Annotated in this window: 24 protein-coding genes; 17 read left to right on the forward strand and 7 right to left on the reverse strand. The window is 66.6% G+C overall.

Annotation, left to right across the window (positions count from 1 at the left end; genetic code table 11):
- Positions 1–112 precede the first annotated feature (112 nt).
- Positions 113–865, forward strand: a complete 753-nt coding sequence (gene dapB, locus AC1MB9_RS04080) for a 4-hydroxy-tetrahydrodipicolinate reductase (protein WP_479963768.1) — start codon at positions 113–115, stop codon at positions 863–865.
- Positions 862–1,308 (forward strand): hypothetical protein, encoded by a 447-nt coding sequence (locus AC1MB9_RS04085; protein WP_479963769.1) that lies wholly within the window; start codon positions 862–864, stop codon positions 1,306–1,308. Before dapB ends, AC1MB9_RS04085 begins: the two co-directional genes overlap by 4 nt.
- An 82-nt stretch (positions 1,309–1,390) precedes the next feature.
- On the opposite strand, the gene AC1MB9_RS04090 is transcribed toward AC1MB9_RS04085, so the two are convergent.
- From AC1MB9_RS04090 to AC1MB9_RS04105, 4 genes are all read right to left on the reverse strand, one after another.
- On the reverse strand, positions 1,391–2,281 hold the full coding sequence (locus tag AC1MB9_RS04090) for a TIGR01777 family oxidoreductase (protein WP_479963770.1): 891 nt from the start codon (positions 2,279–2,281) through the stop codon (positions 1,391–1,393).
- A gap of 5 nt (positions 2,282–2,286) precedes the next feature.
- Complete coding sequence (locus AC1MB9_RS04095) at positions 2,287–2,718, reverse strand: OsmC family peroxiredoxin (protein ID WP_479963771.1); 432 nt, start codon at positions 2,716–2,718, stop codon at positions 2,287–2,289.
- 89 nt (positions 2,719–2,807) lie between these two features.
- Positions 2,808–3,266, reverse strand: coding sequence for a DUF4395 domain-containing protein (locus AC1MB9_RS04100; RefSeq protein ID WP_479963772.1), 459 nt, complete (start codon positions 3,264–3,266; stop codon positions 2,808–2,810).
- A complete protein-coding gene (locus AC1MB9_RS04105) occupies positions 3,253–3,714 on the reverse strand; it encodes a thioredoxin family protein (protein ID WP_479963773.1) in 462 nt (153 codons plus the stop codon). Before AC1MB9_RS04105 ends, AC1MB9_RS04100 begins: the two co-directional genes overlap by 14 nt.
- 130 nt (positions 3,715–3,844) lie before the next feature.
- Between AC1MB9_RS04105 and thyX the strand changes: the two genes are divergently transcribed.
- The 4 genes from thyX to AC1MB9_RS04125 all read left to right on the forward strand — a co-directional run bounded on the left by thyX (position 3,845) and on the right by AC1MB9_RS04125 (position 6,062).
- On the forward strand, positions 3,845–4,555 hold the full coding sequence (gene thyX, locus AC1MB9_RS04110) for an FAD-dependent thymidylate synthase (protein WP_479964577.1): 711 nt from the start codon (positions 3,845–3,847) through the stop codon (positions 4,553–4,555).
- 17 nt (positions 4,556–4,572) lie between these two features.
- A complete protein-coding gene (gene dapA / locus AC1MB9_RS04115; RefSeq protein WP_479963774.1) occupies positions 4,573–5,550 on the forward strand; it encodes a 4-hydroxy-tetrahydrodipicolinate synthase in 978 nt (325 codons plus the stop codon).
- Between the two features lie 134 nt (positions 5,551–5,684).
- Complete coding sequence (locus AC1MB9_RS04120) at positions 5,685–5,858, forward strand: CsbD family protein (RefSeq protein ID WP_479963775.1); 174 nt, start codon at positions 5,685–5,687, stop codon at positions 5,856–5,858.
- Between the two features lie 39 nt (positions 5,859–5,897).
- Positions 5,898–6,062, forward strand: coding sequence for a hypothetical protein (locus AC1MB9_RS04125; protein ID WP_479963776.1), 165 nt, complete (start codon positions 5,898–5,900; stop codon positions 6,060–6,062).
- Positions 6,063–6,172: 110 nt separating this feature from the next.
- On the opposite strand, the gene AC1MB9_RS04130 is transcribed toward AC1MB9_RS04125, so the two are convergent.
- Positions 6,173–6,712 carry a Dps family protein gene (locus tag AC1MB9_RS04130; protein WP_479963777.1) on the reverse strand — a complete coding sequence of 180 codons (540 nt, stop codon included), beginning with the start codon at positions 6,710–6,712 and terminating at the stop codon, positions 6,173–6,175.
- A gap of 209 nt (positions 6,713–6,921) precedes the next feature.
- On the reverse strand, positions 6,922–7,377 hold the full coding sequence (locus AC1MB9_RS04135) for a GyrI-like domain-containing protein (RefSeq protein ID WP_479963778.1): 456 nt from the start codon (positions 7,375–7,377) through the stop codon (positions 6,922–6,924).
- Positions 7,378–7,557: 180 nt separating this feature from the next.
- Between AC1MB9_RS04135 and AC1MB9_RS04140 the strand changes: the two genes are divergently transcribed.
- The 10 genes from AC1MB9_RS04140 to dapF all read left to right on the forward strand — a co-directional run bounded on the left by AC1MB9_RS04140 (position 7,558) and on the right by dapF (position 18,180).
- Positions 7,558–10,455, forward strand: a complete 2,898-nt coding sequence (locus AC1MB9_RS04140) for an FtsK/SpoIIIE family DNA translocase (RefSeq protein ID WP_479963779.1) — start codon at positions 7,558–7,560, stop codon at positions 10,453–10,455.
- Between the two features lie 5 nt (positions 10,456–10,460).
- A complete protein-coding gene (gene pgsA, locus AC1MB9_RS04145; protein ID WP_479963780.1) occupies positions 10,461–11,063 on the forward strand; it encodes a CDP-diacylglycerol--glycerol-3-phosphate 3-phosphatidyltransferase in 603 nt (200 codons plus the stop codon).
- Positions 11,056–11,562 carry a CinA family protein gene (locus AC1MB9_RS04150; protein ID WP_479963781.1) on the forward strand — a complete coding sequence of 169 codons (507 nt, stop codon included), beginning with the start codon at positions 11,056–11,058 and terminating at the stop codon, positions 11,560–11,562. Before pgsA ends, AC1MB9_RS04150 begins: the two co-directional genes overlap by 8 nt.
- Before the next feature lie 158 nt (positions 11,563–11,720).
- Entirely contained in the window at positions 11,721–12,029 is a 309-nt protein-coding gene (locus AC1MB9_RS04155; protein ID WP_479963782.1) for a helix-turn-helix domain-containing protein, read from the forward strand.
- A 94-nt stretch (positions 12,030–12,123) separates the two neighbouring features.
- Entirely contained in the window at positions 12,124–12,348 is a 225-nt protein-coding gene (locus AC1MB9_RS04160) for a DUF3046 domain-containing protein (protein ID WP_479963783.1), read from the forward strand.
- 266 nt (positions 12,349–12,614) lie between these two features.
- Complete coding sequence (gene recA / locus AC1MB9_RS04165) at positions 12,615–13,745, forward strand: recombinase RecA (RefSeq protein WP_479963784.1); 1,131 nt, start codon at positions 12,615–12,617, stop codon at positions 13,743–13,745.
- A 45-nt stretch (positions 13,746–13,790) separates the two neighbouring features.
- Entirely contained in the window at positions 13,791–14,576 is a 786-nt protein-coding gene (locus tag AC1MB9_RS04170) for a regulatory protein RecX (protein WP_479963785.1), read from the forward strand.
- 63 nt (positions 14,577–14,639) lie between these two features.
- On the forward strand, positions 14,640–16,271 hold the full coding sequence (gene miaB / locus AC1MB9_RS04175; protein ID WP_479963786.1) for a tRNA (N6-isopentenyl adenosine(37)-C2)-methylthiotransferase MiaB: 1,632 nt from the start codon (positions 14,640–14,642) through the stop codon (positions 16,269–16,271).
- A complete protein-coding gene (gene miaA, locus AC1MB9_RS04180) occupies positions 16,255–17,289 on the forward strand; it encodes a tRNA (adenosine(37)-N6)-dimethylallyltransferase MiaA (RefSeq protein ID WP_479963787.1) in 1,035 nt (344 codons plus the stop codon). The genes miaB and miaA overlap by 17 nt, the downstream gene beginning before the upstream one ends.
- 9 nt (positions 17,290–17,298) lie before the next feature.
- Positions 17,299–18,180, forward strand: coding sequence for a diaminopimelate epimerase (gene dapF, locus AC1MB9_RS04185; RefSeq protein WP_479963788.1), 882 nt, complete (start codon positions 17,299–17,301; stop codon positions 18,178–18,180).
- An 81-nt stretch (positions 18,181–18,261) separates the two neighbouring features.
- Here the strand turns inward: dapF and AC1MB9_RS04190 are convergent, their stop codons facing one another.
- Entirely contained in the window at positions 18,262–18,870 is a 609-nt protein-coding gene (locus AC1MB9_RS04190; protein ID WP_479963789.1) for a class I SAM-dependent methyltransferase, read from the reverse strand.
- A 41-nt stretch (positions 18,871–18,911) separates the two neighbouring features.
- Here AC1MB9_RS04190 and hflX point away from each other — a divergent pair, with 41 nt between their 5' ends.
- Entirely contained in the window at positions 18,912–20,453 is a 1,542-nt protein-coding gene (hflX, locus tag AC1MB9_RS04195) for a GTPase HflX (RefSeq protein WP_479963790.1), read from the forward strand.
- Positions 20,454–20,499: the final 46 nt, after the last annotated feature.

Below are 20,499 nucleotides of genomic sequence, written 5' to 3' on the forward strand. Positions count from 1 at the left end.
TCCGCAAACACGCGGCAGAGCGGATGCCGACGGCCGGATCTCCTGAAGTAGCGACACACACGGGGCGAGGTCGCCGTGGGCCGCCCCCGCCGCGGCTTGATAGATTGGATGTATGACAACGAGGGTGGCCGTAATCGGCGCAACGGGCAAGATGGGGCGCCTGGTGTGCGGGCTCATTGAGCGGACCGAGGGGTATGAGCTGGCGGCTCAGCTGAACTCGACGAGTTCGCTCGACGAGATGATCGGCGCCGACATTGCGTTCGATCTCACCAGACCCGGAGTGAGCCAGAGCGTCGTCGACTTCGCGCTTGACCATGGCCTGCGGGTGCTCGTGGGAACGTCGGGCTGGTCACAGGACCGCATCGGGTCGCTCGCGCATCGCCTGGCCGATCGGGACGATGTCGGTGTCATCATCATCCCCAATTTCTCCATCGGATCCGTGCTCGCAACCGCCTTCTCGGCGCTGGCCGCGCGCTTCTACGAGTCGATCGAGATTGTGGAGGCCCACCAGGCCGGCAAGGTCGATTCGCCGTCCGGAACGGCCGTGCGCACCGCGGAACTCATCGGTGCCGCTCGTGCCGGCCGCGGCCCCGTGTCGGCGCCGCACACCGACCAGCGCGCTCGGGGCCAGCAGGTGTCGAACGTTCCCGTGCACAGCCTGCGCCTCGAAGGACTGCTGGCGCGGCAGGACGTCTTTCTCGGCGGCACGGGGGAGACCCTCACCATCAGCCACAACACGCTGTCCACGGATGCCTACATCAAGGGAATCCTGCTCGCCCTCGCCGCCACGCGCGAGGCGCGCGGCGTGACCGTCGGACTTGACCAGATCGTCGATCTGGGGCTCACCCCCGGAGCCGCCGTATGAAGGGCCGCATCGCCGTTGTTCTGATGTCGCTGCTGCTCGTGCTCTACCTCGTGCTGATGGGCTGGCGGGCGGTGTTGTTCATGCAGAGCGGGGAACCGGTCGGAGTCGTGATCGGCGTGTCGCTGCTCGTGCTCCCGATCATCGGCTTCTGGGCGCTGGCCAGGGAGATCATGTTCGGCATGCGATCCGAACGGCTCGTGCGTCTGCTCGGGGAGCAGGGCGGCCTCCCGGTCGACGATCTTCCGCGGCGCGCGAGCGGACGTCCGATCCGTGCGGCGGCAGACGCCGAGTTCCCGCAGTACAAGGCAGAAGCGGATGCCGAACCCGACAACTGGCGCGTCTGGTTGCGCCTCGGGCTGGCCTATGACGCCTCCGGGGACCGCCGCCGCGCCCGCGGTGCCATCCGCACGGCCATCGCCCTGGAGCGTGCCGCAGAGGCCTGACCCGTCACCGCCCCCGATGTCGGTGGTCGCTACGCCGGTTACCGTAGCGAGCGCCGAAAACGGGGGCGATGATGCTGCGGTCCTAGGGTTGCCGCAGCATCCAGTCCAGGGCGCTGCCGGCCGTCGCGTGCATGAACGTGAAGCCGTCCTCCTGCAGCAGAGTGGAGCTCACGTTCTGGTCCGCGAGCAGCAGCTGGCGAGCGGCATCCTGCAGCAGAAGCGTCAGCACCGTCTGCGGCACCGGAATCCTGAACGGTCGGTGCAGGCGTCGGGCGAGGGCCCCCATGACCTCGTTCGCGGTCGCGGGGGTCGGCCCCACAATGTTGACCGGCCCGCTCAGCGTCGACGTGAGCAGGTGAACGATTGCGGCAGCCTCATCGTGCAGGCTCACCCACGGCCAGTGCTGCGTTCCCGCGCCCAACGGGCCCGAGAGACCCAGCCTGGTGATCGGCAACAGGGGCCCCAGCGCGCCGCCCTTGGCGAGGACGAGCCCGGTGCGCAGCATCACGACGCGGGTCGTATCCGACGCGCGGGCCGCCTCTCGCTCCCAGGTCCCGACGACGCGGGCCAGAAAATCCGTGCCCGGCGTCGACGTTTCGTCCACGGTTTCGCCGGGTCGGTTCCCGTACACACCGACGGCCGAGCCGTTCAGCAGCACGCCGGGCGGAGTGGTGCTGCGCTGCACCGCGTCTGTGAGCGTGCGCGTGGCCTGCACACGGGAGCGCAGAATCTCTTTGCGGTATCCCGGCGTCCACGGCAGGCGGGCCAGCGATGCGCCGGACAGGTTGACGACGGCGTCAACACCGTCGAGTGCCGCCGGGTCGAGGGACAGCGCGGCGGGATCCCAGCGGAATTCGCCTGGCCGGGTTGCCTCCCGGCGCACGAGACGCCGAACGTCATGGCCGGCGACGCCCAGCTGAAGCGACAGCTCACTGCCGATCAGCCCGGACGCCCCGGCGATCAGTACCCGCATCAGGCTCAGGCCAGTTCGGCTTCAATCGTGATCGGAATCCCGGTCAACGCCTTCGAGATGGGGCAGTTGACCTTGGCGTCCTGGGCGAAAGCCTGGAATTCCTCTTCAGTCAGGCCGGGGATCTTCGCGCTGACCAGCAGGTGGCTTCCGAGAACGCCCTTTCCTGCGGCGAAGGTCACGGCAGCGGTGGTCGAAATCTTCGTGGCCGTGTGACCGGCGGTGGCCAGTGCGTTGGCGAGCGCCATGGAGAAGCAGGAGGCGTGTGCCGCTCCGAGAAGCTCCTCGGGGTTCGTGGTGTTGGCGACGCCCTCGGCACGAGCCTTCCAGTTCACCGAGAATTCGGCGGTGGAGGAGGAATCGAGCGTAACGGTGCCGCTGCCGGCGGCGAGCGTGCCGGTCCAAACTGTGGTTGCTTCACTGGTGAGCGTCGTGGTCATTGTGTTACCTCCTGAAGGTGGAATTCCACCCTATCCGGCCCGGTGCCTCGCCGCGCAAGCCCCGTCTGGGAAAGCCCTGAAGGCGCCGTCTACGCGCGGGCGCCTTTTGCGCGCACCACCAGCAGGTAAATCTGGCAGCCGAGGCAATAGTCGAACACGGCGTTGAGGAAGGCGGCGACGAAGGCCACCGCGGCCGCGACGCCCACGGCCGCCGGAATGCCGAGCGCACCGAGCACCACGCCGACCAGGGTCACGACGAGCCCGACGGCCTGCGCGAACGTGGGCGGCGCCTGGTCCTCCAGCTGGGCGGGCGGGGCCAGTCGCGGGCGCACGACGCGTTTGAACAACAGCCCGTACGGGTGTCGTCCGGCACCGGCGACCGCGCCCCAGGCGAAGAGGCCGGCGAGCACCGTCAACAGCACGAGCGCCGCAACGGATGCCCCCACGAGCGCCAGGAACACCGTCACGAGCAGCAGTACCGCGGTGATCATGGCGCTGAAACGGGGACCCCGCGGGTCGATGGGGGCCCGTGGCTTAGACAAGGGCACCGGTCGCGGTCAGCGAATCACGCTGCGCGGCCGCGAGTTCGTCGAGCTGCCGGGCGATGTCCGCCGCGTGGGGGACACCGCCGATCCGGGCGTGCACGCGCCCGCCGGAGTCGAGGATCAACGTGGTCGGCGTTTGCGCGATCTGGAACCGGCTCGCAATGTCGGCGCGATGCGACACGTCGACGTCGAGGTGCACGACACCCGTGCGGGCGTCGGCCACCTTGCCCAGCAGCCGCCCGGTTCCGGGGCAACGGGAGCACCACTGGGTCGAAAACTGTACGAGGGTGGCGTGATCGCCGAACGCAATGTCGGCCGCGACATCCGCCGGCGTGATCACATCGCCTCCGGCGGTGGACACGCGGCCCTGGCGTGACCGCCACAGGAGGCCGAGCGCGGTTGCCACGCTCACGAGGCCCAGCAGGACCAGGGCGGCGGCGAGAGGATTCATGACGTCCACGTTACGGGGGGAACGCCGCGGCGATCCGACTGTGACGACAGGTTACGGCCGGGTGCTCCCGCCGACCCGGCAAACGGGCGATACAATTTCATCCGTGCCTGAAATCGAGTTCCGTTCCGAGATGACCGTTGAGTTGGTGCGTTCGAGCGCACACGACTCCGATGTGTTGTTCGCTGCCCGTGTGTCCACCCTGGGGGAGCAGACCCTCGAGACCAGTCAGCTTGACGGCGCGGAGACCGAGGCCGACGAGAAACGCAGCAGCGGACTCATCAACTACCTCATGCGCGACCGGCACGGCTCGCCCTTCGAACACAACTCGATGACGTTCTACGTGCGCGCGCCGATCTTCGTTTTTCGGGAGTTCATGCGTCACCGCATCGCCTCCTACAACGAGGAATCGGGCCGCTACCGGGAGCTGAATCCCGTTTTTTATGTGCCCTCCGAAGAGCGCAACCTGGTGCAGGTCGGCAAGGCCGGCGCCTACGACTTCCTGCCGGGAACGGCCGAGCAGACGGCCCTCGTGCAGCAGCAGACGCGAGCGGCGGCCGTGCATTCCTACGAGGCCTACCAGCGGATGCTCGAAGCCGGCGTTGCCCGCGAGGTCGCTCGGATCGTTCTTCCGCTGAGCATCTACTCGTCCATGTACGTGACGCTCAACGCGCGATCACTGATGAATTTCCTCAGCCTGCGCACCAAGCGCGAAGGTTCGGTGTTCCCCTCCTTCCCGCAGCGCGAGATCGAAATGTGTGCGGAACAGATGGAGAATCACTTCGCGGAACTCATGCCGCTCACGTACGCCGCGTTCAACAAGAACGGCCGCGTTGCCCCGTAGGCGCTAGCCTGTAATGTGTGAGCTCCTCAACGAATCCCTTTGGCCAGGTGCTAGTCGCACTCGTCACACCCTTCACTTTCGACGGCGAGGTGGACTGGGCCGGCGTCGAAAAGCACATCGATGATGTGATCAACGCCGGCGCCGACGGCATCGTCGTCACCGGCACCACGGGGGAGACCAGCACCCTCACCGACCAGGAGAAGATCCGTCTGGTTGAGGTGGGGAAGTCCGTCGCAGGCGGCCGCGCCAAAATCATCACCGGCGGCGGGTCCAACGAGACCGCGCACGCTATGCAGCTCGCCCGACAGAGCGAGAAGGCCGGCGCCGACGGCAACATGATCGTCACGCCGTACTACAACAAGCCAACGCAGGCCGGCATTCTCACCCACTTCCGCATGATTGCGGATGCCACCGACCTGCCGGTCATTCTCTACGACATCCCGGGTCGCACCGGAGTGCCCATCGCGTACGAGACAATTCTCCGCGCCGCCAAGCACCCCAACATCCTCGCCGTCAAAGACGCCAAGGGCGATTTCGCCCAGGTCAGCCGGGTGCTCAACCAGACGGACCTGATGTATTTCTCCGGCGACGACGCCAACGTCCTGCCGCACCTCTCCATCGGCGCCACCGGGCTCATCGGTGTCACCGCGAACATCACGGCCACTCCCTATCGGGCCATGGTGGACGCCGTCAACGCCGGCGACATGGCCACCGCCACCGCGTCCCATATGCAGCTCGAGCCCCTGGTTCGTGCCGTCATGACGCATGTGCCCGGAACCGTTGCCGTCAAGTACATCCTGCACGGCCTGCGTCGCATCGGCAGCCCCCGCGTGCGCCTTCCGCTCGTGGGGCCGGAAGAATCCGAAGCCGCGCAGATCGAAGCGGAAATCGACCTGGTTGAGAACATCCCCGGGGTCGACTTCAGCAACTTCCGCCCCGACCGCAACGCTGCCGCCGGCGGGTCGCTGCCCAAGGTGGCCGGTACCACGCGGTAGCGGCTCCCGCCCGCGGCGACGCCCCCGTCGATGCTTGATGGATGCCGCACACGGGGGTATTCTCTCCGCAGAACAGGCAACACACCTGCTTCAGCCGGGGCAGGATTCGCACATACAGCGAAGGGACGTGCACGTTGGCGGACAAGGACAAAGCCGAGAATGCGGCCGAGGACATCGGCGGCAAGTTCAAAGAAGGTGCGGGCAAGCTCACCGGGGATCAGTCGCTGGAGGCCGAAGGCAAAAAAGACCAGGCGAAGTCTGATCTCAAGCAGGCCGGCGAAAAGGTGAAGGATGCCTTCCGCAAGTAGTACCTGACTGGAATTGGCTTCACCGGGAAAGGACAAGCAATGAATACCCTATTGATCGTCATTGGCGTGATTGCCGTGATTCTGCTCGTAACAGGCGGATTCGTGCAGTCGCTGAACTTCCTGCTCTGGGTGGGGGTGGTGCTCCTCGTTCTGGCGGTGATCGCCTTCCTGATCCGCGCGATGACCGGCAACCGAAGCGCGTAGCAACCGAAGCGTGTTACGACCCGGGGTCGCCCGCCCCTCGACGGGGCGGGCGTTCCTGCGTCTGCCGTCCGGGGCCGGCGATTGCGCCGGCCGCCGATACCGCCCGGGCGCTACGCGTTCTTCCGGGTGGCGGGGGTGCGGTTTTCTGCGGAGACCATCCAGGCGAATTGCTCCAAACGCTCGATCACCTGGTGGAGCACATCCGCGCTCGTCGGATCCTCGGCGTCAACCTCGTCGTGCACGCCTCTCATGGTGATGATGGTCGCCTCCAGGCGCTCCGTCACCAGGTCGATGGTTTCGGTCGTGTCGATCTCGCCGTGCGGAAACTCCGGCAGGGTCGTGGTGTTCGCCACGGTGCCGCTCCGGCCATCGGGGACACCATGCAGCGCACGCACGCGCTCGGCCACCGTGTCGCTGAATGTGCGGGCATCGATGATGATCTCGTCGAGCATCTTGTGCGTGTCCCGGAAGTTCTTGCCGACCACGTTCCAGTGCGCCTGCTTGCCCTGCAGCTGCAATTCCAGCAGATCGACGAGCACCTTCTGGAGATTGTCGATCAGCGCCTTCGACGCGACGAATCCCTGCTCGGCGTTCTGTTTGCGTGTCTGCCGTGATCCGCTGCGCTCCGGTGCGGCGGATGTCTGGGCCATCAGTTGTTCCCCACCGCGCTGATCGGCTCTGACGTCTTCGTGCGTGACATGATGCATCCCTTCGTTGTCGGCACAGATGCCGTGTTGCACCTACACGCTAGGCAGCCGCCCGCCGTGCGAAAAGGGGTTGACAGATGCCCGTCACGCGATACGGGCACGTGGGGCAGGGAGCCGCACTCGGCGCCTGGTTGCCGGCGGTGGCGTGACGCTCAGGAGAGCGGATACACCAGCTTGGTCTGCCAGGCCGCCGGGTCGTCGGAGTCGCCCGGTCCGACCAGGTATTCCTCCCACAGGAACCCGGCCGGGGTGAGGTCGTGCTCGGCCAGCCAGCCGAGCACCTCCGCGTGTGCCGCGCCGAGCAGGTCGTACGGGCCGACCGCCAACGCCGCGACGGCAGGACCGCCGGGCAGCGTGACGGCGATCGATCCCGTCCGCGGCGTCGCCAGATCGGCGACGGGAAAACCCACCGTGAGGTCCGCCGTGTCGGTGATCTCGCCGCGGTAGACGGCGACGGGTGGGCCGAAGATCTGTACCCCGTGCTCGTCCAGCTCGTTGTACACGCCGTCCAGCGCCGGACCGAAATAGTCCGTGAGTTCGTCCATCCGCACGACGGCGCGCACCCCGATCAGCGTGCGCGGCGTGAGGTCAACTCGTTCGATGTTCATTGGTCTCCCAGCGTGTGCATCCGGCCCCGGGCGGGGCCCGTTCGCCCCCAATCTAGTCCGACCTCCAGCCGGCAAACAGGGGCAGGTCGCGTCGAGCGGGTGGCACCGTCTCGCGGTCAACCGTGGGGGCCGTGGGCGTGGGATCACCCCGATCCGGCGGGGCGGCGGTACCGTTGGAGTATGGCAACGAGCACGAAATCGACCGGTCGAACCCGCAGCGCCCCCGCGCGGGGTGCTCCGGCGCGCGGCCCTGCCAGCAAGGCGAGCACGGCCAAGACGGTAAAATTCACCGAAACCGAGGTTAAACCGAGCGCCGGCGCGCGACTGTGGATGGGGTTGGCGCACATCACCGGCGGTGCCGCGCGCGCCCTCGGCCCCGAGCAGCTTTCGAAAGAGGAGCGACGCGACGGCCTGCCCTTCTTCCTCGTGCTGCTGGCGATTGCCGGTGCCGTGGTGGAGTGGTTCCTGATCAACAACGCCGTGGCGCAGAACCTCGACGCGTGGACCTTCGGTGGTATCTTCGGCCGGGTCGCCTTCGCGCTGCCGGTGATCATGCTGATCTTCGCCGTCTGGCTGTTCCGCAAACCGAGCTCGGTGCACGACAACGGGCGCATCGGTATCGGACTCACCCTGCTTCTCGTCTCCGTCTCCGGGCTCTGCCACATCTTCGGCGGCCAGCCGCAACCCAGCGAGGGCATGAACGTGCTCGCGTTGTCGGGCGGTGTGATCGGCTGGATGATCGCGGCCCCGCTCATCCTGCTCACCACGTCGGTCGGTGCCTCCATCGTGGTGATCCTGCTGCTCATCCTGAGCCTGTTCATCATCACCAAGACGCCGCCGAACCGCATCCCCACCCGGTCCCGGGAACTTTATGCCTGGCTGTTCGGCGCTCCGCTGCCCGACGAGGCCGAGCGCGTGGCGGGCAAGAGCACCCGCAGCGACAAGGCAGGCAAGCCCGACAAGGCGGACAAGACCGGCAAGGCAGAGAAGACCGAACAGATCGAACTGGACGGCGTGGACGGCGACACCGCCGCGCTGCCGTGGTGGCGACGCAACACCAGTCAGCGCGAGGAAGACCCCGACTTCAACGCCGGGCAGGCGGCCGACAAGACCCCGGACGACGACGGCGGTCACGCCGCCGACCCGCTTGGTGTTCTGCTCGGCGGCGACGTGTCACGGGGCGGCTTCGACACCCCCCTCGAAGGCGAGGCGGATGCCCCGGCACCCGGTGATCACTACGGCACCGAGGTGCTCGAAGACCTGCGCCGTGCCGAGCTTGCCGTCAAGCGATTCACCGGCGAAATCGACGTGGCTCAGAGCGGGTCGACCGGCCTGCAGTCCGACGACCCCACTCGCGCCACCGAAGTCATTCCCGCGGTCAACGCCGTGCGGCCCGCTGAGGGCGAGCCCGCCGCCGACGAGTCGACGGAATCCTTGCGGCCGAGTGAACCGGAGTCCGACCTGCCCTACGTCGTACCGGCGGCATCCACTCTCACCGCCGGCCCGCCCGCGAAGGCACGCTCCGCCGCCAACGATGTGATCGTCAAGTCGATCAGCGAGGTGCTGCGCCAGTTCGGAGTCGATGCCAAGGTCACCGGATTCTCCCGCGGCCCCACCGTGACCCAGTACGAGATCGAGTTGGGCCCCGGAGTGAAGGTGGAGCGGGTCACGGCGCTGAGCAAGAACCTCTCCTACGCGGTCGCGTCGAACGAGGTGCGCATCCTCTCCCCGATTCCCGGCAAGAGCGCCATCGGCATCGAGATCCCCAACACCGACCGCGAGATCGTGACGCTCGGTGACGTGTTGCGTTCGCCGGTGGCCACCAGCAGCACCCACCCGATGACCATCGGAGTCGGTAAAGACGTGGGTGGCGGCTTCGTGCTCGCCAACCTCGCCAAAATGCCCCACCTGCTCGTGGCCGGTTCAACCGGTTCGGGCAAGTCCAGCTTCGTCAACTCCATGATCACGAGTCTGCTCATGCGTTCCAAGCCGAGCGACGTGCGCATGGTGCTCATCGACCCCAAGCGCGTGGAACTCGCCGCGTATGCCGGCGTGCCGCACCTCATCACCCCCATCATCACGAGCCCGAAGAAGGCGGCCGAAGCGCTGCAGTGGGTCGTGAAAGAGATGGACATGCGCTACGACGACCTGGCGAGCTTCGGCTTCCGCCACATCGACGACTTCAACAAGGCCGTCGTCGGCGGCGAAATCGTGCTGCCCGTGGGCAGCGAACGCAAGCTCAAGGCCTACCCGTACCTGCTCGTGGTCGTCGATGAGCTCGCCGACCTGATGATGGTGGCCCCGCGCGACGTCGAAGACTCGATCGTGCGCATCACCCAGCTTGCCCGAGCATCCGGAATTCACCTCGTGCTGGCCACCCAGCGACCCAGCGTCGACGTTGTCACCGGCCTGATCAAGGCGAACGTGCCGTCGCGCCTCGCCTTCGCCGTGACGAGCGTCACCGACTCCCGGGTCATTCTCGACCAGCCGGGTGCCGACAAGCTCATCGGTCAGGGTGACGCGCTGTTCCTGCCGATGGGAGCGTCGAAGGCGATCCGTGTGCAGGGCGCGTGGGTCACCGAGGAAGAGATCGAGAAGGTCGTCAAGCACGTCACCAATCAGGCGAGGCCCGACTACCGGCCCGACGTGGCGATGGTGCAGCCGCGCAAGGAGATCGACTCCGACATCGGCGACGACCTCGAGGTGCTGCTGGCCGCCGCGGAGCTTGTCGTCTCGACCCAGTTCGGTTCGACGTCGATGTTGCAGCGCAAGCTCCGGGTCGGGTTCGCGAAGGCCGGCCGCCTGATGGACTTGATGGAGTCCCGCGAGATCGTCGGCCCCTCCGAGGGGTCCAAGGCCCGAGATGTTCTGGTGTCGGCCGAGCAGCTCCCGAGCGTGATCGCACGCCTGCGGGGTTCCGACGAGGAGCAGCACGCCAAGCAGGCGGCTCCGCCGAGCAACGAGCGTCCCGACGCACGGTACGCCGACGACCCGGTGCAGAAAATGTCACAGGGGTATCCTGAAGTCGAGGGTAGTTCTGAAGACGAGGATGCCTGGAACCTTACGGACAGGGACTGAACGCAATGGCGACACCGCACGATCCGCTCGTCCGCCCCGGCAACTGGAATGTACCGAACGCGATTACCGTGGTGCGCATTCTGCTGGCGCCGCTGTTCATCTGGATGCTTCTCGCCGACGGCGGCGCCGACGGCGCTCTGCGCTGGGCGGCCGCTGTGCTGTTCATCCTCGCGATCGCCACCGACGGCATCGACGGGGCGATTGCCCGCAAGCACAACCTCGTCACAGACCTGGGCAAGCTGCTTGACCCGATCGCCGACAAGATCCTCACCGGCGGCGCCCTCGTCTGCCTGTCGATCATCAATGAGCTGCCGTGGTGGGTCACCATCGTGATCCTGGTGCGAGAAATCGGCATCACGGTCTTCCGTTTCGTGATGCTGCGCGACCGCGTCATCCCCGCGTCCCGCGGCGGCAAACTCAAGACGATCGCACAGTCCGTTGCGCTCTCGCTCGCCCTGCTTCCACTCTGGCTCATCGTCGGCGACGACGTCATGCACTGGGTGAACACGGTGGCCATGTCGATCGCCCTGGCGCTCACCGTGTACTCGGGGCTCGACTACCTCATCGCCGCGCGACGCCAGGATTCAACGAAGCCCACGAGTGCCTGAGCACGAGGATGCGGCCGCCGAGCTGATCGCCGAGCTGACCGCCGGTCACTACAGCATTGCCGTCGCCGAGTCGCTGACCGGCGGACTGCTGGTAGCCGAGCTCGTGCGTGTGCCCGGGGCATCCGTCGTCGTCAACGGCGCCATCGTGGCCTACAACACCGAACTCAAACGCACGCTTCTCGGCGTGGACTCGAGCGTTCTCAACGTGCACGGACCCGTTCACGCCGACGTGGCGAAGCTCATGGCCATCGGGGCGCGTACGGCCCTCGCGGTGAACGGTGAGCGTGCGTCGATCGGAGTATCGACGACCGGCGTCGCCGGCCCGGGACCCGAGGGCGGCCAGGAGGCGGGAACCGTTTTCATCGGGCTCTGCAAGGGAACCGGTTCGTGGGCGGTGCCTCTGCACCTGACCGGCACACGCGATGAGATCCGCGCGGAGACGGTGTCGTGCGCCATTGAGGCTGTACGTGAGCTGTTAGCCAGAGACACCGAGGAATAGATGTTGTTACGGCTCGGTTACATCGAGCACATTAACAAGAAAAGATCAGTCACCCTCGGTAGTCTCGTGTTGTCGGAACTGCGAACCGGCGTAAAATGCTCTATGTACCACCACACGGTTCTATCCAGTAGGTTGACAGGCAAGAGAAGGAGGTTCCGATGATTCTTGTACGTCAGGAAATCGGCGATGTGCTCAGGGACTTCCGCCTGCAAAAAGGTAGAACCCTGCGGCAGGTCGCGAGTAAGGCAAGTGTCGCGCTCGGTTACCTCAGCGAGGTGGAGCGCGGACAGAAAGAGGCCTCGTCAGAGATCCTCGCATCCGTAGCGGATGCACTTGATACGCCCATTTCGGTCATCATGCGCGAGGTCGGCGATCGTTTGGCCGTCATCGAGGGGATCGATACGTTCCCCGACACCGTTCCCGACGACTTCGGGGTCGCCTACGACCCCGGGCTCCTGGTGCGATAGTCGCCTCGTTCCCCATTGAAGATTCACCATCGACGAATGCAGTGCGCCGCAAGCCGCGCACTGCATTTTTCATGCCCGCAGCAAGGAGTGACCCGTGCGTTTGAGTGAATTCCGTCGTGCCGTCGCCGACGAGTTCGGCCAGGCCTACGGCAGCGTGCTCACCCGCGACCTGGTTCTCGGACCGTTGAGCGGGCGAACAGCCGACGCCGCCCTCGAAGCCGGCGTGCCCGCGCGCGAGGTGTGGCTCGCGTTGTGCGCCGAAACGGACGTTCCTGCGAGCCGCCGGCACGGTGCAGGTCTTCCCGCCGCCCGCCACTGACGCCCCGGCATTTCGACACGCCGGTAGTAATACGGCAAGCCTGCTCGAAGAAGTGTTCGGTCGTTGATAGACTCCTCCACAGCGCGGAGTGTTCGATTCTGTGCACCGTGCACGGGCCGTCAGACGCAATGTCAGAGGGTCGGCGTACAGTCACAAACGTCAGCACAACGCAGCAATTGCCTTGTCGACAGCAAGCGCCGGGGTCTTCCCGATGCTGCCACGACAGCCTATAGGCGCCGAAACGCACGACCGAAGGAGACCACATCATGGCATCAGCAGCAGATCGCGAAAAGTCGCTCGAGACCGCCCTCGCCCAAATCGACCGCCAGTTCGGCAAGGGTTCGGTTATGCGTTTGGGCAGCGACGAACGCGCACCCGTTGAGACCATCTCCACCGGTTCGATTGCGCTGGACGTCGCGCTCGGCGTTGGCGGGCTGCCGCGCGGCCGTATCGTCGAGATTTATGGGCCGGAGTCATCCGGTAAGACCACCCTCACGCTGCACGCCATCGCGAACGCGCAGAAGAACGGTGGCATTGCGGCCTTCATCGACGCCGAGCACGCCCTCGACCCGGAATACGCCAAAAAGCTCGGCGTCGACATCGACGCACTCCTCGTCTCCCAGCCCGACACCGGTGAGCAGGCGCTCGAAATCGCCGACATGCTCGTGCGAAGCGGATCCATCGACCTGATCGTCGTCGACTCCGTGGCCGCGCTCGTGCCGCGCGCCGAGATCGAGGGAGAGATGGGTGACTCTCACGTGGGACTGCAGGCTCGTCTCATGTCGCAGGCGCTGCGAAAGCTTACCGGTGGGCTCAGCCAGACGAACACCACCATGATCTTCATCAACCAGCTGCGAGAGAAGATCGGGGTGTTCTTCGGCAGCCCCGAGACCACCTCCGGTGGTAAGGCGCTCAAGTTCTATGCCTCCGTCCGACTCGACATTCGTCGCATTGAGACGCTGAAGGACGGCACCGACGCCATCGGAAACCGCACCAGGGTCAAGGTCGTGAAGAACAAGATGGCGCCGCCCTTCAAGCAGGCCGAGTTCGACATCATGTACGGCATCGGCATTTCCCGCGAGGGAAGTCTTATCGACTTCGGCGTCGACCAGGGCATCGTCAAGAAGTCCGGCGCGTGGTACACCTACGACGGCGATCAGCTCGGCCAGGGAAAAGAGAACTCACGCAACTTCCTGCTGCGCAACCCCGACATGGCCAACGAGATCGAGCGGAAGATTCTCAACAAGCTCGGAGTCGGTGCGGAAGGTATCGCGTTCAAGGCCGCCGAGAAGGCCGCCCTCGACGCGGCAGAGGCCGAGGAGAAGGCCAAGGCGGCCGAGGCCGGGGTTGTGACGCCGCCGGTGCCGGTCAAGGCCAACTCGCGCAAGACCGCGTAGCGCGCGCTTCACCCCACCGAACACGACGAGAGACAGGTCACGGGAATGGTTCACTTCGAACCCGCCGATGAGGCAACGACACCGAGCACGGAAACGGTGGCGCCCGTGACCTATCTTCCGGGGGCCGGGCCCGGAATGAAGCGCCGTTCTCCCCTGGAACCACGCGACCCGGGCGGTGCTTCGCAGGGCACGGCCGCGTCCGCGACGGTGCCGCCAGCGCCCGTGAAAATCGGGCGCGCCCTCGACGAGCGAGCCGAGAACACGGAACCGATCGGGCACACGGACCCGGTCGAGTCGCCCGACGGGGAAGACGATGAGGTTGTGGCCGAACCCGACACTGCGGAACTGCGGGCGAGGGCGGAGTCCGTGCTCCTGCAGCGGCTCCGGGCGCGTTCACTCTCTCTTGTGGAGGCCTTCGCCGTACTCACCGACCTCGATCTGGATGCCGGTGAGGCGCACGACGTGGTGGAACGCTTCGTGGAACTGGAGTATCTCGACGACGTGAAACTCGCCGATCAGATCATCCACACGCATCACGAACGCAAGGGACTCGGGCGCGCCGGCGTCGAGACCGAGATGCGTCGCCGCAAACTCGACCCCGCCGTGATGCTCGACAAGCTCGAAGAGCTGCCGGACGACGAGCAGGAACGCGCGAACGAGGAGGCGATCAAACGCATCCAGCAGCTCAGCCGCTTCGATGACCAGACCATTGACCGTCGGCTCAACGCGTTCCTCATGCGCAAGGGCTACAACTTCCAGGTGGTTCGGGACGCCGTGAAGGCAGCACTCGCCTCGCGCGGCGGCGGCTCCTCCGGGGTGCGGTTTCGCTGATTGACGGCCGCCGGGGAGGGCTCTGGCCCAGTTCACACAATGCTCGCGTAAACTGGAGTCACTATGAGTAGCATTGCCCCCGCCCCCGAGCTCGCCCGCCGCACCGTGATCACCCCGTCGGCGGCAGCGGTCGATGCCGAGGGCCGAGCGCGCACCTACGAAGTGCGGACCTTCGGCTGCCAGATGAACGTGCACGACTCGGAACGCCTGAGCGGCTCGCTCGAGGCCGCCGGGTACGTGTCCGCCGACGGCGCGGAAGCCGACGTCGTGGTGATAAACACCTGCGCGGTGCGAGAGAACGCCGACAACAAGCTATACGGGAACCTCGGCTACCTCGCGTCGGTGAAACGGCGCCACGACGGCATGCAGATCGCCGTGGGCGGCTGCCTCGCCCAGAAAGACAAGAACACCATCCTCGACAAGGCCCCCTGGGTCGACGTCGTGTTCGGCACCCACAACATGGGGGCGCTTCCCAGCCTGCTCGAACGCTCCCGCCACAACGGCGAGGCCCAACTCGAGATCCTGGAATCCCTCGAGACCTTCCCGTCGACCCTGCCCACCAAACGAGACTCCAGCTACAGCGGCTGGGTGTCCATCTCCGTCGGCTGCAACAACACCTGCACGTTCTGCATCGTGCCCGCGCTCCGTGGCAAAGAGAAGGACCGCCGCCCCGGTGAGATCCTCGCGGAGATTCAGGCGCTCGTCGATGACGGCGCCATCGAGGTCACGCTGCTGGGGCAGAACGTGAACTCGTACGGCGTCGAATTCGGTGACCGACTCGCCTTCGGCAAGCTGCTCCGCGCCGCGGGCACGATCGAGGGACTGGAACGCATCCGCTTCACGAGCCCGCACCCGGCCGCGTTCACCGACGACGTGATCGACGCGATGGCCGACACCCCCGCCGTGATGCCGCAGCTGCACATGCCGCTGCAGTCCGGATCGGACCGCGTGCTCAAGGCGATGCGTCGCTCCTACCGTTCCTCGAAGTTCCTCGGCATCCTGGAGCGTGTTCGCGCGCAGATGCCGAACGCGGCCATCAGCACCGACATCATCGTGGGTTTCCCCGGCGAAACCGAGGAAGACTTTCAGGAGACGCTTCGCGTCGTGGAAGAGGCTCGATTCGCCACGGCCTTCACGTTCCAGTACTCCATTCGCCCCGGCACGCCGGCCGCCACCATGGCCGATCAGGTGCCGAAAGAGGTCGTGCAGGAACGCTACGAACGACTGGCCCTGCTGCAGAACCGCATCGCCTGGGAAGAGAACAAGGCACTGATCGGCACCGAGGTCGAGTTGCTCGTCGCCAACGGAGAGGGCCGCAAAGACGCAGACACGCACCGGATGAGCGGCCGTGCACCCGACAGTCGTCTCGTGCACTTTGATGTGCCGTCCGGCTCGGCACGCCCCCGCCCCGGCGACATGGTAACCGTCGTCATCACGGAGGCGGCGCCCTTCCACCTCATCGCGGACTCGAGCGACCAGGCGGCGCTGCGTATCCGCGCTACCCGTGCCGGCGACGCCTGGGACCGCGGCGAGGCCGAATCCTGCGGTGTTCCCGCGCACGCTCCTGCCTCTGACGGTGCCGTGTGGCTACCCACGCTGCGTGTGCGTGACGCGAGCAACGACGTGACGACGCCTGGCCTGCCCGGCGGCGCGTCGACCGTTCCGATCTACGACGTCAATGACGGGAAGCGCTAGAGCGGTGATCGGCGCCGCCGACCATCCGCTGATCGTGATCGTCGGCTCCACCGGAACCGGCAAATCGGCGCTGTCCCTCGACGTCGCCGAACACCTCGCCGCCCGCGGCGAACCGTGCGAGATCGTCAACGCCGACGCCATGCAGTTGTATCGCGGCATGGATGTGGGAACCGCGAAGCTCCCGGTGACCGAGCGACGCGGCATTGCGCACCGCATGCTCGACGTACTCGACGTCACCGACGAAGCCACCGTCGCCGATTACCAGCGCGATGCGCGCGACGTCATCTCCGATATTCAGCAGCGGGGTGCGACACCCATCCTCGTGGGCGGTTCCGGGCTCTATGTCTCGTCCGTCGTGTACGACTTCCGATTCCCCGGCACCGACCCGGAGCTGCGCGCCCGGTTGGAGGCCGAACTCACGGCGACCGGCCCGGGCAGCATGTACGCGCGTCTGAAGGCGGTCGACCCGGACGCGGCGGCGCGCATCGGCTCCAGCAACGGGCGGCGTCTCGTGCGAGCCCTCGAGGTCGTCGAACTCACCGGCGCCCCGCACCTCGCGGTGCTCCCCGCCGACCCCGTGTACTGGCGCCCCACCGTCACCCTGGGGCTTCGGGTGCCGCGGGAAGACCTCACCCCCCGACTTGACGCCCGCGTTGAGAGCATGTGGGCGGATGGGATCGTCGCGGAGGCGGAAGGTCTTCTCGCGCGTGGCCTCGAGCGCGGAGTCACCGCGAGCCGAGCCATCGGCTATGCACAGGCCCTCGGGGAGCTGCACGGCACGATGACGCGGGCCGAGGCCGTCGAGAGCACGCAGCAGCTCACGCGCCGCTACGCCCGCAGGCAGGTGAGCTGGTTCAAGCGGTACCCCACGTCCTGGATCGACGCCGACGCGACCGATCGCCTCACCCGGGCGCTCGAATGCATTCGGAGCGGCATCACCGACCCCGCGCCCGCCGTTCCCGGCGCGTCCGTGCCGGTCGCCGCCGCTGCACCGGCCGACGGTGGTTCGGCCGACTAAACTTGGCACATGGGCATCAATCTGAACTTCACCAAGGGTCACGGCACCGGCAACGATTTTGTGCTGTTTGCGGACCCGGACGGGCAGATGGAGCTGAGCACCGAGCAGATCCGCGCCGTCTGCGACCGTAAGTTCGGCGTCGGCGGCGACGGCATCATTCGTGCGGTGCGGTCCGCGAACCTCGCGGACGGTGCGGCCGCCCTCGCCGAGGATGAGCACGCCGAGTGGTTCATGGACTACTGGAACGCCGACGGGTCTGTCAGCGAGATGTGCGGCAACGGTATCCGCGTGTACACGCGTTTTCTGCTCGACAACGGCCTCACCACTCTTGGGGTGGGAGACACCCTTGCCATCGGCACCCGGGCCGGCGTGCGCGATGTTCAACGCAACGCCACCGGGTACCAGGTCGACCTCGGGCGCTGGCGGCTCGACGGCGGCGAACCGCTCGTGCGGGTGAAGAACCTGTCGATCGCCCGCCCCGGCCTGGGGATCAACGTGGGCAACCCGCACGTGGTCGTCGCCCTCGCCGACGATGCGGAACTCGACGCTGCCGACCTCACCTTCATTCCTCAGTTGGAGCCCGAGGCGGCCGACGGCGCCAACGTCGAACTCGTCGTGCCGCTCGACCCGCTCGTCGTGAACGGAGTCGGGCGCATCCGCATGCGCGTGCACGAGCGCGGCAGCGGCGAAACGCTCTCCTGCGGCACGGGTGCCGTTGCCGCCGCCCTCGCGACCCGGCACTGGGCCGGAGCGGGCGCGCCGAACCAGTGGCGCGTCGACGTTCCCGGCGGCGTGCTCGGCGTGCGCATGTTCCCCACCGAAGACGGGGAGCACGTCTCATTGTCCGGGCCGGCCGAGCTCGTCTTCGACGGAGTGCTCGCGCTCGGTTAGCGGCTCTCCGGTCCAGCCGGCCGCCGCCGGTGCTCGTCCGTCTGCTGCGTCGTGATCAGCGTGAAGCCGACCCGGTCGGAGTCAGTCCCGGGAGACCAGCAGAATGCGGAAGCCCTTGCTGATGGACTCGCGGGAGACGGTGTACTCGTCGCTCAGTTCGGCCGCGAGCCAACGCTGGAGGGAGTCGGCGCCGAGGTTGCGCTGCACGACGAGCCAGGCATCCGCTTCGGACTCCAGGCGCGGCAGCCAGGTCGTCATGAGGTTGTGCAGCTCGTCCTTCCCCACTCGGATGGGCGGGTTTGACCAGATCGTGCGGAAACGGATGTCAGCGGGCACGTCGCTCGGTTGAACCGCCCGGATGTTGGTCAGTCCCAACCTGGCGGCGTTGGTGCGTACGAGGTCCAGGGCGCGCTCGTTCACGTCGACGGCCCACACGGTGGCCTCGGGGGAGGCGAGGGCGAGATGCAGGCTGATCGGGCCCCAGCCGCATCCGAGGTCGAGAAGGTCGCCCGTCGTCGGAGGGGCCGGTGCGTACTTGATCAGCACCTCGGTGCCGGTGTCAATGTGCCCGGGGCTGAACACATTGTTCGCCGTCGTCACCTCACGGGTGACCCCGTTGAGCTCGACCTCAATGGTGCGGGTGCGCAATTCGGTGCCCGGTGCGGGGGAGAAGTAGTGGTCGGATGACATAAATGGAACCTATCCGAGTTCATTGAACTAGAGTTAAAGGAATGATTGATTCAATCGTGCCCCATGAAGACGACGATGTAGTAGCCCGGGTGCTTGCGAGCGCCGAAAGTCGTGCCGCCGGCTACTCACTTTTCAGCACCGGCACCGCGCAGGCGCTGCAGGCCGAACCTGCCTCCGGCGTGCAACACAGCAACGACTTCGATGGCGACCAGAGCCAGCGTGAGGACCGGAACGCGCTCCGCCGCGTCGCCGGGCTCTCCACCGAGCTCCAGGATGTCACCGAGGTCGAATACCGGCAGCTGCGCCTCGAAAACGTGGTGCTCGTCGGCGTGTATTCGCACGGCACGGTCGCCGACGCCGAGAACTCCATGCGCGAACTCGCGGCCCTCGCCGAGACGGCCGGTGCCACGGTGCTCGACGGCCTGTTGCAGCGCCGTGCCACGCCCGACCCCAGCACGTACCTGGGCAAGGGCAAGGCAGAGGAGGTCGCGAATATCGTCAAGGTGATGGGCGCCGACACCGTGATCGCCGACACCGAGCTGGCCCCGAGCCAACGGCGCGCGCTCGAAGACGTCGTGAAGGTCAAGGTCATCGACCGCACCGCCGTCATCCTGGACATTTTCAGCCAGCATGCCACGAGCAGGGAGGGCAAGGCCCAGGTCGAACTCGCCCAGCTCGCCTACCTGCTTCCGCGCCTGCGCGGATGGGGAGACTCCATGTCCCGCCAGGCCGGTGGCCAGGTCGGTGGTGCGGGAGCCGGAATGGGCTCGCGTGGACCCGGTGAGACGAAGATCGAACTCGATCGCCGCCGCATCCACACCCGAATGTCCCGCCTGCGCAAGCAAATGATCGAGATGAAACCAGCGCGGATCGCGAAGCGGGCCAACCGCAAGCGCAACGCCGTTCCCTCCGTCGCCATCGTGGGCTACACCAACGCGGGCAAGTCCAGTCTGCTCAACCGCATCACCCGCGCCGGTGTGCTCGTGGAGAACTCGCTGTTCGCGACCCTCGACGCGACGGTGCGCAAATCCACGACCGAAGACGGGCGCCTGTACACACTCACCGACACGGTCGGTTTCGTACGCAACCTGCCGCACCAACTGGTGGAGGCATTCCGGTCAACGCTCGAGGAGGTCGCGGACGCGGACGTCGTCGTGCATGTCGTCGACGGGTCACACCCCGACCCGGTGAGCCAGCTCGCCACCGTACGCGACGTCATCGGCGAGGTCGGCGCCCGGGACATTCCCGAGCTCGTGGTGTTCAACAAGAGCGACCTCATCAGCGACGACGATCGCCTGGTGCTTCGCGGCCTGGAGCCGCACGCCACGTTCGTGTCCGCGCGAAGCGGTGAGGGCATCGACACCGTGCTCGCCGCCATCTCCGATCTGCTCCCCACACCGCAGATCGAACTGCACCTGCTCGTGCCGTACGAGCGCGGAGACCTCATCGCCCTGCTGCACGACCAGGGACGCGTCGTCTCGACCGAGTATGTCGAGGCGGGAACGCTCATCACGGCATTTGTCACGGCGGACATCGAACCGCAGTTCACTCCCTTCGTACAGCGCCCGGCCGTCAGCGCCTGACCCGGCCAGAGCCACCGAGCCGCCCGCCCGCCGACAATCGTCGGCC

The organism is Cryobacterium sp. AP27, assembly GCF_056680495.1.

Bases quoted from the DNA above. Each gene is read 5' to 3' on its own strand.
- AC1MB9_RS04095 (WP_479963771.1), bottom strand. From the start codon at position 2,718: ATGACCACGACGCTCACCAGTGAAGCAACCACAGTTTGGACCGGCACG.
- AC1MB9_RS04190 (WP_479963789.1), bottom strand. From the start codon at position 18,870: ATGTCATCCGACCACTACTTCTCCCCCGCACCGGGCACCGAATTGCGC.
- pgsA (WP_479963780.1), top strand. From the start codon at position 10,461: ATGGCGACACCGCACGATCCGCTCGTCCGCCCCGGCAACTGGAATGTA.
- AC1MB9_RS04125 (WP_479963776.1), top strand. From the start codon at position 5,898: ATGAATACCCTATTGATCGTCATTGGCGTGATTGCCGTGATTCTGCTC.
- dapF (WP_479963788.1), top strand. From the start codon at position 17,299: ATGGGCATCAATCTGAACTTCACCAAGGGTCACGGCACCGGCAACGAT.
- thyX (WP_479964577.1), top strand. From the start codon at position 3,845: ATGACCGTTGAGTTGGTGCGTTCGAGCGCACACGACTCCGATGTGTTG.
- AC1MB9_RS04170 (WP_479963785.1), top strand. From the start codon at position 13,791: ATGGTTCACTTCGAACCCGCCGATGAGGCAACGACACCGAGCACGGAA.
- dapB (WP_479963768.1), top strand. From the start codon at position 113: ATGACAACGAGGGTGGCCGTAATCGGCGCAACGGGCAAGATGGGGCGC.
- AC1MB9_RS04155 (WP_479963782.1), top strand. From the start codon at position 11,721: ATGATTCTTGTACGTCAGGAAATCGGCGATGTGCTCAGGGACTTCCGC.
- AC1MB9_RS04090 (WP_479963770.1), bottom strand. From the start codon at position 2,281: ATGCGGGTACTGATCGCCGGGGCGTCCGGGCTGATCGGCAGTGAGCTG.
- AC1MB9_RS04135 (WP_479963778.1), bottom strand. From the start codon at position 7,377: ATGAACATCGAACGAGTTGACCTCACGCCGCGCACGCTGATCGGGGTG.
- AC1MB9_RS04140 (WP_479963779.1), top strand. From the start codon at position 7,558: ATGGCAACGAGCACGAAATCGACCGGTCGAACCCGCAGCGCCCCCGCG.
- miaB (WP_479963786.1), top strand. From the start codon at position 14,640: ATGAGTAGCATTGCCCCCGCCCCCGAGCTCGCCCGCCGCACCGTGATC.
- AC1MB9_RS04085 (WP_479963769.1), top strand. From the start codon at position 862: ATGAAGGGCCGCATCGCCGTTGTTCTGATGTCGCTGCTGCTCGTGCTC.
- hflX (WP_479963790.1), top strand. From the start codon at position 18,912: ATGATTGATTCAATCGTGCCCCATGAAGACGACGATGTAGTAGCCCGG.
- miaA (WP_479963787.1), top strand. From the start codon at position 16,255: ATGACGGGAAGCGCTAGAGCGGTGATCGGCGCCGCCGACCATCCGCTG.
- AC1MB9_RS04105 (WP_479963773.1), bottom strand. From the start codon at position 3,714: ATGAATCCTCTCGCCGCCGCCCTGGTCCTGCTGGGCCTCGTGAGCGTG.
- recA (WP_479963784.1), top strand. From the start codon at position 12,615: ATGGCATCAGCAGCAGATCGCGAAAAGTCGCTCGAGACCGCCCTCGCC.
- AC1MB9_RS04130 (WP_479963777.1), bottom strand. From the start codon at position 6,712: ATGGCCCAGACATCCGCCGCACCGGAGCGCAGCGGATCACGGCAGACA.